The following is an 11242-nucleotide window of genomic DNA, read 5'->3' on the forward strand; positions in this document are numbered from 1 at the left end:
GCCTCCCCAGCGTCGCGAGCTTCTTCATTCAGGCTTCTATCTGGGCCTTACCGAATTCATCAAGGCGTTGTTCAAGGTCGCACCCAGATTCATGCTCTTGAACAAACCCAACGAATTCACCGATGCATTGATCGTCGTCAGCGTCTGAATGTTCTGGTTGCTGAGCGTGTTCTGGATCACCGCGCCCGACAGGCCCTGCACGGCGCCCTGCTGCGCGATATTGCCGCCGCCGTTTTGCAGCAGCGACCCGATGTTCGCCGAAGCGAGCGCCTGCGCCTGTTGCGTCGTCATGTTGCTCAGGTCCGGAATATTGAAGCTGGTCTGCGTGACGAGATTGCCGTTCACGACTGCCATCCTCGATACGCCGAACGAGACTTTCAGGCCATTGGCCACATCGAAGCCGCCGCGCATCGAGTCGAGTTTTTCTTCGCTGATGGCGACTGTCGTTTTCGACGACCAGTTCGGATCTTCTGTGTCCGCTCGTGCCTTGGCTTCGTGACCGCGCTCGGGGGGCGTGTCGTTGCGCGACGCTCGAGGCACGGCAATCGGCGCCGCATAGGAAAGCGGCGCCTTGACCTGTGCCTGCGCGGGCAGCGCGGCGCGTTCCTTGATCTGCGCTTGCCCGGCCGTTTGCATCGATGTATTCATCGAAGCCGTCGAATCGTTCTGCACGCTCCTCGCCGTCTGCGAGACAGGCACGGCGATCGGGCGCGCATAGGAAACGGGCGCCTTGACGATTACACGCTCATTCGCAACTGGCGCTTCATGCGCGGGCGACACGGGGGGCGGTGTCGGCGTTGCATCGAGAGTCAGTTGTTCATGACGCGGCGGCTGCGCTTGCGCGTGATCTTCTACTTGTCGTGCGCGCGGTGCTTCGGTCTTTTCGGCCTTTTCATTGTTGTCACCTTTGCGCGCGGCAACCGCGATCGGTGCCGCATACGACACCGGAAGCGGTTGGACGGGCGCTTCGGCTTCCTGCGCGAGTGCTGGCGCTATGTGCGCCATGGGCGTTATCTGCGCGGCAAGCGCCGCGGCTGTAGTGACTTCGGCCGCATCCTGGTGTTCAACCGCATCGCGCTGTGTCAGCACGTCGTTTTCTTGCGGAGACGACGACGAACCAGGCGTCGACGTAGCATCGACCGAATATAGCGCTTCGTCGATGACGGCAGCGTTCGTTGCGCGACTCGCTTCGTCATTCGCGTCCTGCTTCGCCGCGTTGTCCGCTTCGACCGCGTCTTCCCGCCGCGGCGTCGCGACGGCAATCGGCGCCGCGTACGACACGGGCACATGACGCATACCGTCGGCGTCGCCGTCCTCGGAAAACGCGCGCGGCTTTTGCGCGGACAATGCATCGACGACTGCCTGCGTAATGGCATCCGCCGCATCGGCCGAAGGCGCGGCGTCCCGCAATACCAGCGGCTCGACGGCTCCGCCCGCGAGGTCGGGCGCAACGGCCGCCGCAGCAGGCGCGCCCTGTTCGAACGCATGCGCGCCGAACGTCACCATCGAACCACACACCATCGTGGCAATGCCGGCGAGTTTTCGGGTCTCGGTTCTCATGATGGCCCTCAGAAGTCACTCGCGCCGTGCTTCGGCATGACGGTGAAGAACAGACCATCGCGATTGACGCCCGTATAGAGCGGCGCGGGCGGCGCGACTCGCCAGTCGACGGGATCGTTGAAGACCCCGACGCCAGGTTTGTTATGGATGACGAACAGGACCTGGTCTTCCCATTTCGCCTCGAAGCTCTTCAACGGCACGGGACGCGTGCCCGTTGCGGGATCGCCGATCAGCACGCGGTCGTTCTTCAACCCTTTCACCACGACAAAATGGTGATAGCCGCTTTCGCTGATCAGCACGATTGCGGGCGTGTTCGTCTCGACGAGCTTTTGCAGCGGCAGCTCATAACCGTCCGCGATGAACCCGCGCCGCTCGAGAAAGCGCTTGATGTCGAGCAGCGAGAAGCCCTCGGTGCGGATCTTCGCCTGGTCGCCGTTCTCGAACATCTCCTGGAATGCGGTCTGCTCGCTCACCGGATAGTTGTATTGAAACGTGAGCAGCGTCGCCACGGCAGCAGAGCCGCAACTGAAGTCGAACTGCTGCTTGATGGTGCGCTTGAAGCGAGCCTCTTTCAGGCTCGTCACGTGCATCGCGTAACCGGCGCCCGACGGTTCGTAGATCGTGATCGGGTCGGCGCGGGCCGGGCTTGCCGCCGTCAACGCGCACACGAGCAGCCACGCGGCTCCCTGAAGACCTCCATGAAGGACTTCATGAAGTTTCATCGCTCATTCCCCGAAGCGCACATTGACGATCGTCGCGTTCTGGATCAGCACGTTCGCGCCCGTGTTCTGTATCACGGTAGGCAAGCCGCTCGCGTTCGAGAACGAGCCGCCCGCGATCACGTTCGACCCGGTGTCCACGTTTCGCGCGGTATTGTTCGCGACCGTGCCGCGCAGGTTCATGTCGTTGAAGACGGCTTCGCCGCCGCGATGCGCATCGAGTTGCTCGGCCGACATCGCGACACCGAAGGTCGCGTCGGCGGCGGGCGCCGGTGCAGGGGATGCAGCAGCTGTGCGGGCCTTCAGCGCACTCGCGTCCTGAGCGGCTGACACAACGGGGACGATCGACGTATCCGCTTGCACGGGAGAACGCAGTTCGCCGGCAACAACATAGGCTGCAAAGCAAGGCAGTCCGATGACGACAGGCAGTACCACCTTCGCAATGCGTTTGAACGCCTGCATGGTTGTCTCCTGGTGCTTCGCCGATCCGTGCTGCAACGGCCTTGCGGCGCGCGCGGCAGCGTCCGGCGAAGTGCGATTTGTGCGACCTTCGCCCGGCGCCGCTACCCCGTGCGCCGGAACGATGGAACAGGAGCCGTGGAGCGCGAACGCCCCACGGCACATCACACAACGACTTGTCGACGCTAACTGTCCTTCCCTTCAGTTAGCGGCCGACAGCCAGGTTTGCCTGCACGGTGACAGCCTGCTGTACGAGCGACGCCATACCGCTGTTCTGGTTCAGCACCATCACGCCAGCTGCCGACTGAGCCGCGCTCGCCATGTTGTTCGACATGTCGAATGAGCCCGTCGTCATCGTGACGGTTCCGCCAGCGCCGCCTGCACCGCCTGAGCCGCCTGTGCCTGCTGCGCCGGCTCCGGCCGAAGCCGTCGCCGCACCGCCTGCACCGCCTGCTGCACCCGCACCGCCTGTTGCTGCGCCGCCGTTGCCAGCCGTCGACGTCGCTGCGCCGCCGTCACCCGCTGACGAGGTGCCCGCGCCGCCTGCACCTGCCGTCGACGTCGCCGCGCCGCCCGTGCCCGTGCCTGCCCCGCCCGATGCCGTCGCTGCGCCGCCCGTCGCGGTCGCCGCGCCTGCCGTGGCTGCGCCGCCCGTGCCGCTGCCCGAAGCGGTTGCCGTGCCGCTGCCCGAGCCGCTGCCCGAACCCGACGCTGCGCCGCTGTTCGAGGTGGCCATGCCGCCGCCGCCGCCCGCACGTGAGGACAGATCGCCGCTGCCGGCTGCGCCAAGGCCGAGACCCGCACCAGCGCCCAGTGCCGCGCCCTTGCCGCTGCCGTTGCCGCCATAGGCAAGCGTGCCTGCTCCTGCACTGCCGCCCTTCGCGCCAGCGTCGCCGCCGCTGCCGTAGCCCTTGCCGCCGGATGCCTTCGACCAGCCGCCATCGCCGCCCGACGCTTTCGCGTAGCCGCCGTCGCCGCCCGAAGCCTTCGACCAGCCGCCGTCGCCGGCAATGGCGCGACCGCCGTTGCCACCGTCGCCGCCATAGCCGCCGCCAGCGCCGGCGCTTCCGCCTTTGCCGCCGATGCCCCTGGCGCCGTCGCCGCCCTTGCCGCCATTGACGTTTCCGTAGTTGGTCGCGACGTTGCCTATGCCAGTGACCCTGACATGGCTCACGGTGCCGTCAAGCTTGCTGACGGCCACAGTCTTCGTGTTGTTCCACGAGTCCTGCGAGACCTTCGAGTGTCCCGTCACTTCGTTGACGTTGTTGCCCGTCGTGCTGCCCTGGGTCGACGACGCCGTGTTCGACAGGGAGTTATCGCCGCTGCCCGACTTCTGGTTGCACGAGTAGTCGCCATTCGCGCAGGGGTTGGCCATCGCATAGCCGCTAAAGCCCAGCGCGACGATGGCAGCTGATGCCAAAAGTGTCTTACGCATGAAAGCCTCCTATTGGATTAGCGGCCCACGCTCAGGTTTGCCTGAACGGTGACGGCCTGCTGCACCAGCGAAGCCATGCCGCTGTTCTGGTTCGCGACCAGGATGCCCGCCGCCGACTGAGCGACGCTCGTCATGGTGTTGGCCATGCTGAAGTCACCCGTGCCGACGCCGATCGAGCCGCCCGCGCCGCCAGCACCACCTGAGCCGCCCGAGCCCGCGCCGCCGGCTGCTGCCGTCGCCGTGGCTGCTGCGCCCGCGCCAGCTGCACCGCCTGCGCCGCCCGTCGCATTGCCGCCGTTACCGGCCGTCGAGCCTGCCGCGCCGCCTGCGCCTGCCGTGGCCGTCGCTGCGCCGCCCGCACCTGCCGTCGACGTCGCTGCGCCGCCCGAGCCTGTGCCTGCGCCGCCCGTAGCGGTGCCCGTTCCAGCCGTAGCCGTTGCTGCGCCAGACGTGCCTGCGCCGCCGCTACCCGTACCCGTGCCCGAGCCGCTCGCCGTTGCCGTGCCCGTTCCCGTGGCGGTCGCAGCACCGCTCGCCGAGGAGGCGCTGCCGCCGCCGCCATTGGCCTTCGAGTGCACGTCGCCGCTGCCCGCAAGTCCAGCGCCCGCACCGAGTGCGAGACCTGCGCCCTTGCCGGAGCCACGTCCGTCGCCGCCTGCCGCTGCCGATCCAGCGTACGAGCTACCGCCCTTGGCCCATGCGTCGCCGCCACTGCCGGAGCCCTTGCCGCCGGACGCCCTGGCATTGCCGCCGTCGCCGGCGTAGGCCTTCGAGTTGCCGCCATCGCCGCCCGATGCCTTCGAGTTGCCGCCGTCGCCAGCGATGGCCTTGCCGCCATTGCCGCCGTAGCCGCCGTCTCCGCCGATCGCCAATGCGCTGCCACCCTTGCCGCCAATGCCCTTCGCGCCGCTGCCGCCGCGTCCGCCGTTCGCATTGCCGTCGTTATAGGCATGGTTGCCAATGCCATAGACGCTTACGCCCGATACAGACCCGGAAAGACGGCTCGCTGCAACGATCTTGGTGCTGTTGAACGAATCCTGCGCGACCCTCGCACCCGTCGTAATTTCATTTGCGTTGTTGCCCGTGGTGCTGGTTTGGGCGGATGTCGCCGAGTTTGTCGATGTGTTGCTCCCGCTGTATGACTTCTGGTTGCAGGATGAATCGCTATCACTGCATGGGTTTGCCATTGCGTAACCGCTGCAGCCCAAGGCGATGACTGCTGCGGACGCCAATAGAGTTTTGCGCATGGAATCCTCCTGGAGGAGATGGGGGGCGGCTTGGCAGACTGCGCCAATCCGGCTCGCCGTGTCGCATAGGCGATGCCATGCATGTAAGGCATTGAAATATAAAGAATTTTGGATTTCCCGTGATGCGGGATGGAAAGCTGCGGGTAATTACCTACGTTTTATGTTTCGCCTTTGAAACGCATAAACCGGCATTGCGCCGGCTTTAGAAAACGAGGGTTTTTGCAATTGCTTTTAATTCAAACGATTAGCAGAATTTACTAAGGGAAAACTCGAGATTTTAAAAACGTTTCTTTTTTGACGGGCGCGATTCTTGAGTACCAGGATAATCCACCCCGGAACCCCGCTATTTTTCGATAAAGGCCATTAGTGGCCTTGCGCACCATGGCTTTGCGCCAGATTGGCGATGGCGAAACGCGGCGCATTGGTGGCGTAAAAAAACGTATCGTTTACGACGCTGCAAGCCGCATGCAGCCTCTTTCTGCAAGTTTTTCCGCACCCTCCAGCCGCAGGCGGAATTATTTTACAATTTCAGTATGTGCCTAAATGCACCGAACCCCAATCAATTATCACACGTTAATGGCGCGAAGCATCAATTTGCCATTAATATGACTGCATGTCCACTAAAATAATCCGGCGCATAACATTGTCGCTAAAGGCAATGCGGCGATATTGCGTTGCACTAATGCAGTGCATCAGCAGCGCGTATTTTCACCACATCCGAAACTTAATGAGATATTTAATTATCGGCTATTCATCGGTTAAATCGGATTGCGCATTTTCGATTTCTGGATCGGCGGCCGGCTGCGCGAGCCAGGCACCGATGCGTTCGACGGTCCATACGGGATCGTCGTGCGGCAAATCGTGGCCGGCCCATGCGTGCCGCCAGTGCTCGGCGCTCCACGCGGCGGCCAGCGCCGCTGAGCACGCGGGATCGACCAGCCCGTCTTCCCGCGACGACAACACCAGCGTCGCGCACGCCGGCCGTTGCCGCGCGGCGCTGAAGCGCGCGGCCGCGAGCAGCTGGCGCAGCGCGTTCGCCCGGCTGACAGGTGCGCTGTCGCGGATGGCAACCCACTCCTTCAGGTCGGCCTCGACCGTGTCGCGCTGATTGCAGGTCAGGCGATGAATTGCCTCCTCCACGGCACGCGCGTCGCGCCAATGCGAAGCGATGCGGGCCAGCCCCGGCCACGCTTGTGGACGCAGCCGTTCGTCGAAGCGGCTGAACGGGCGCATGCTGGTGTTGATCAGCACGAGCCGCGCGATGTCGGCGGGATGACGCTGCGCCCAGCAGGTCGCGACCATGCCGCCCAGCGACATCGCCAGCACGCAATACGGTCCCGCCGCGCCGCTGGCGCGCGCCGCCGCGCGTACGAAGTCGACCATCCCGGCGACATCCAGCGGCGCGCGCAGGCTCGCGTATTCGCCGTTGCCGGGCAGGTCGATGGTCAACACGCGGGTGGGCTCAGCATTCGTGGCAGACGCGCATCGGCTCGCGCCGTCCAGTGCCGCGCGCAACGTGCCGGGCAATGCGCCCCAGTGCCGAGCCTCGCGCGTCAGGCCGCGCAGCAGAATCCACGTACTCATGGTTTGCCTGGCTTGTACCAGAGTTCCGTCGCGCTATCGAGCAACTGCTCGCGACGGCTGCCTTGCGGCAGCCAGCGCTGCGACGCGTAGGCGGCACGCGTCAGGAAATCGAGCAGATTCGCGTGGCGCCGCAGCACGCGCGCGGTGCGGTGCGCTTTCAACGGGTTGAACATGCCCTGGCGCGAAAAGATCTGCCTGGGGTTTTTCTTGATCCATAGCCACGAGCCCAGTTCGAGCGTCATCGGCAGAAAGATGTTGGGAGGCGGCGCGCGGTCGTACGCCCAGTCCCACAGGTCGCCGTGCAGCAGATACTGATGGCTTTGCGGCTCGAACATGTAGCCGTGGTGTGGATGCGCGCGCTCGAACATCGTCTTCAAGGCGTACATTTCCGGCAGATGCGGCATCGGGCGACGTGTCTTCGCATAAGGGAACCAGATGCTGTCGCTCCAGCCGTAGCCCGAATGGCAATCGAGCGCGAACGACAGCGGGCGCGCCGCCAGTTCGTCCGCGACCACCCGCAACAGCGCCTGCGCCTCCGCTTCCATCGGCGCGCCGCGCCGCCCGCGATACCACGGCAGCCACGAGCCGACGCGCTGTCCGCCCGCGAGCCAGGGCACGCGCTCTTCGGCGTCCTGCGGCGCGTTGCGCATCAGATCGACGCCGTTCGGATTGGCGCGCGTCGCGGCCCACATTCCGCCTGGATTGACGATAGGGACGAAAATCAGGCGGATCGACTGAAGCTGGCGCACCAGCAGTTCGTCCCATTCGAGCCGCCCGAGCAGCGCGCGCATGTAGTCGAGCACGAGCTGCGTGCCGATCCGCTCGAGTCCGTGTATGCCGCCAAAGAAACCAATCGCGGGCGCCCGTGGATCGCGCGAGCCAATGCTCGCCGTCTGCACGGCGAAGGTCCTGCCGCGCACCCGCGTCTCGCACATGGAACGAATCTCGAAGCTGCCGCTGCCGACCTCGAGAATCGCCTGGAGTTCGTCGTACTCCGCAAACGTATCGGGCAAAAAGCTCAGAGCCTGCATGGGCTGCGCCGGTTATGGTGTGAGGTTGTTGGAGACGGCTCACGCGTGACGTCTCCAACTATAGCGGTTCGTGCCTGCCAATGGATGACAGCGGGAATGACAGCGCGGACGACAGCGGGCCGCGTCATTGCGTTTGTCATATCGATGACACACTGCGCGACCCGGCACAGCGGCGCGCCGCACGCTGCCGTGCGAATTGACGAAAGATGTAGTCGTCTAGATGTTGCGACGCCTTCACTCAACCGTCACAGACGCTTTCTAGAATGTCCCACAACTTCCGGCACGCACCGGAGTCATCGACAGGACACACATGGAAGCCATCCGCATCGAACGCCTGAGCAAGACATTCGGCAACGGCCGCAAGGCGCTCGACGAGATCGACCTGCGCATCGAGCAGGGCGAAATGGTCGCGCTGATCGGTGCGTCGGGCTCGGGCAAGTCGACGCTGCTGCGGCATATCGCGGGCTTCACGGTATCGGATGCGCAGCCTTCGCAGATTGCGATACTCGGGCGTCCGATCCAGCAGAACGGCCGCATCGTACGTGAAGTGCGCAGCATTCGCCGCGATATCGGTTTTGTTTTTCAGCAGTTCAATCTCGTGAACCGGCTGACGGTCGAAGCGAACGTGCTGATCGGCGCGCTCGCGCGCCTGCCGCTGTGGCGCCGTCTCACGGGCTGCTTTCCGCGCAGCGAGCGGGTGCTGTCGATGTCGGCATTGAACGAGGTTGGCATCGGCGAGCATGCGCGCGAGCGCGCCTCGAACCTGTCGGGCGGACAGCAGCAGCGCGCCGCGCTGGCGCGCGCGCTCGTGCAGCAGGCGCGCATCATCCTCGCCGACGAGCCGATTGCATCGCTCGACCCGGAATCGTCGCGCCGCGTGATGGAGATGCTGCGTACGCTGAACATCGAGCATCGTTTGACGGTGCTGGTCTCGCTGCATCAGGTCGACATCGCGATGCAGTACTGCCAGCGCACGATCGCGATGCGGCGCGGCAAGGTCGTGTATGACGGGCCGTCTGCGGCGCTGACGCCCGCGCTCTTGCAGAAACTCTATGGCGACGACGCGCGCGAACTGCTCGACGACAGTCTGCAGTCCGATGGCGCCAATGGTGCCGATAGTGCCGGGAGCGCCGCGCCTCGCGCGCGCGTGCTGCCGCTCAAGGCGGCGCGCTCGGCCTGATCCCATTTCCGGAAAGACACGCTGTACCCGATTCACTCACCTGGAACCGAACTCATGAAATTTCTGCGCTCACTGCTCGCCGGCGTTGCCGCCGTGTCGGCATTCGCGAGCTTCGCCGCCCACGCTGAAGACCTGAATCTCGGCATCATCTCGACCGATTCGTCGGCGGTGCTCAAGCAGCGCTGGCAGCCGCTCATCGACGACATGAACAAGCAGACGGGTCTGAACATCAAGGCGTTCTTCGCGACCGACTACGCGGGCATCATCGAAGGCATGCGCTTCAACAAGGTGCAGGTTGCGTATCTCGGCAATGCGTCGGCGATCGAAGCCGTCGATCGTTCGAATGGCGAAGTATTCGGCAAGACGACCTACGCAAACGGCGATGCCGGTTACTACTCGGTGCTGATCACGAATGTGAACAGCCGCTTCAAGACGCTCGACGACGTGTTCAAGAACACGAAGGACGTGACGCTGGGCTTCGGCGACCCGAACTCGACGTCGGGCACGCTGGTTCCCGGCTACTACCTGTTTGCGCAGCGCAACGCGCCCGTGCGCACTTCGTTCAAGACGGTGCTGCCGTCGAGCCACGAAGCGAACCTGCTCGCGGTCGTGAACAACAAGATCGACATCGCGACGAACAACACCGAGATGCTCGATACCCTGAAGAAGCAGCACCCCGACCGCTTCGCGCAGGTGCGGGTGCTGTGGCAATCGCCGCTGATTCCATCGGACCCGCTCGTGTGGCGCAAGGATCTGCCCGACGCGACGAAGGAGAAGCTTCGCCAGTTCTTTTATAACTATGCCAAGACCGACCCGCGTGAAAAGGCCGTGATGGCGAACATCTTCAGCTATGGCGGGTTTGCGCCGTCGACGGATGCGCAGTTGCAGCCGATTCGCCAGATCAAGCTGTTCGAGCAGAAGCAGAAGATCGAAGCGGATGCGTCGCTGTCGGATGCGGATCGCAAGACGCAGATGGCCGCCATCGACGCGAAGCTGTCCGCATTGAACGCGCAAAAGCAATGAACGCAGCCGACCTGAGCGCCGGGCGCTCGAGCGTGCCGCCGCAGCCTTCTCGCGAGACGATGGCCGCGGCGGCGGGCAAGCGCAGCTGGATTTCGTTGCTTGGCTGGATCGTTGTGATCGGCGTGCTTGGCTTGTCCTGGCATGCCGCCGACATGCGGCCGCTCGATCTGCTGACTGACTCGGGCAACATGGGGCAGTTTGCGAAGGACTTCTTCCCGCCAGACTTCACGGAATGGCGCACCTATTTGCACGAAATGGGCGTGACGCTCGCGGTTGCGGTGTGGGGTACGGCGCTGTCGATCGTGTGTGCGATTCCATTTGGGCTGATGTCGGCGCACAACATGGCGCCGGCGTGGGTTGTGCAGCCGGTTCGGCGGTTGATGGATGCGTGCCGCGCGATCAACGAGATGGTGTTTGCGATGCTGTTCATCGTCGCGGTTGGGCTGGGGCCGTTTGCTGGCGTGCTTGCTTTGTGGGTGCATACCACGGGCGTGCTGGCGAAGCTGTTTGCCGAAGCCGTCGAGGCTATCGATCCGCGTCCCGCTGAAGGTGTGCGCGCTACGGGGGCTACCAGTCTCGATGAGATCGTGTATGGGGTGCTGCCGCAGGTTTTGCCGTTGTGGATTTCTTATGCGTTGTATCGGTTTGAATCGAATGTGCGGTCGGCGATGGTTGTTGGGATGGTTGGGGCGGGAGGTATCGGCGTCGTGCTTTATGAGTCGATTCGGTCGTTTAATTATTCGCAGACTGCGGCTGTTATGTTGATGGTCGTTGTGGTTGTTACTGTTATTGATGTGGGGTCGGCGTGGATGCGGGAGCGGGTGATCTAGTTTTTTTGCCTCCGGCGGTTTGGGCTTTTTTTTTGCCTTGGCACTGGCGTTCGAGTTTGTGTCTTCGCGGCGTGGGTGGTTTGGTTTGGTTTGCTTGTGGTTTCGCTGGCATCCGCGTTTTGTTAGCGTGCTTCACGCGTCGCCCCTGTGCGGGGCGGCACCTACTTTTCTTTG

10 protein-coding genes are annotated in these 11242 nt (G+C 63.9%); 3 read left to right on the forward strand and 7 right to left on the reverse strand.

Annotated features, from left to right (window positions below):
• Positions 1-36 precede the first annotated feature (36 nt).
• The 7 genes from KFO72_RS32505 to KFO72_RS32535 form a co-directional block, all read right to left on the reverse strand.
• Positions 37-1560: a hypothetical protein gene (locus KFO72_RS32505; protein ID WP_225033834.1), complete on the reverse strand. Its 1524-nt coding sequence runs from the start codon at positions 1558-1560 to the stop codon at positions 37-39.
• A gap of 8 nt (positions 1561-1568) precedes the next feature.
• The gene (locus KFO72_RS32510; protein WP_225033835.1) at positions 1569-2282 is read right to left on the reverse strand and encodes a C39 family peptidase; all 714 of its coding nucleotides are present in this window, start codon (positions 2280-2282) and stop codon (positions 1569-1571) included.
• Positions 2283-2285: 3 nt separating this feature from the next.
• The gene (locus tag KFO72_RS32515; protein ID WP_060607152.1) at positions 2286-2741 is read right to left on the reverse strand and encodes a hypothetical protein; all 456 of its coding nucleotides are present in this window, start codon (positions 2739-2741) and stop codon (positions 2286-2288) included.
• Between the two features lie 202 nt (positions 2742-2943).
• Complete coding sequence (locus KFO72_RS32520) at positions 2944-4173, reverse strand: hypothetical protein (protein ID WP_060605514.1); 1230 nt, start codon at positions 4171-4173, stop codon at positions 2944-2946.
• A 17-nt stretch (positions 4174-4190) separates the two neighbouring features.
• Positions 4191-5420, reverse strand: a complete 1230-nt coding sequence (locus tag KFO72_RS32525) for a hypothetical protein (protein WP_107201300.1) — start codon at positions 5418-5420, stop codon at positions 4191-4193.
• 747 nt (positions 5421-6167) lie between these two features.
• Positions 6168-7004: an alpha/beta fold hydrolase gene (locus tag KFO72_RS32530; RefSeq protein ID WP_060605509.1), complete on the reverse strand. Its 837-nt coding sequence runs from the start codon at positions 7002-7004 to the stop codon at positions 6168-6170.
• A complete protein-coding gene (locus tag KFO72_RS32535) occupies positions 7001-8035 on the reverse strand; it encodes a M14 family zinc carboxypeptidase (RefSeq protein ID WP_054933750.1) in 1035 nt (344 codons plus the stop codon). Before KFO72_RS32535 ends, KFO72_RS32530 begins: the two co-directional genes overlap by 4 nt.
• A 310-nt stretch (positions 8036-8345) precedes the next feature.
• Here KFO72_RS32535 and phnC point away from each other — a divergent pair, with 310 nt between their 5' ends.
• From phnC to phnE, 3 genes are read left to right on the forward strand one after another with little or no spacing between them, the layout of a single operon-like run.
• Complete coding sequence (phnC, locus tag KFO72_RS32540; protein ID WP_225033836.1) at positions 8346-9215, forward strand: phosphonate ABC transporter ATP-binding protein; 870 nt, start codon at positions 8346-8348, stop codon at positions 9213-9215.
• A 54-nt stretch (positions 9216-9269) separates the two neighbouring features.
• Complete coding sequence (gene phnD / locus KFO72_RS32545; protein ID WP_062917044.1) at positions 9270-10238, forward strand: phosphonate ABC transporter substrate-binding protein; 969 nt, start codon at positions 9270-9272, stop codon at positions 10236-10238.
• Positions 10235-11068: a phosphonate ABC transporter, permease protein PhnE gene (gene phnE / locus KFO72_RS32550; protein WP_054933747.1), complete on the forward strand. Its 834-nt coding sequence runs from the start codon at positions 10235-10237 to the stop codon at positions 11066-11068. Before phnD ends, phnE begins: the two co-directional genes overlap by 4 nt.
• Positions 11069-11242: the final 174 nt, after the last annotated feature.

The sequence above is a fragment of the Paraburkholderia sp. XV genome, from assembly GCF_020177535.1.
GTDB classification, from domain to species: domain Bacteria; phylum Pseudomonadota; class Gammaproteobacteria; order Burkholderiales; family Burkholderiaceae; genus Paraburkholderia; species Paraburkholderia caribensis.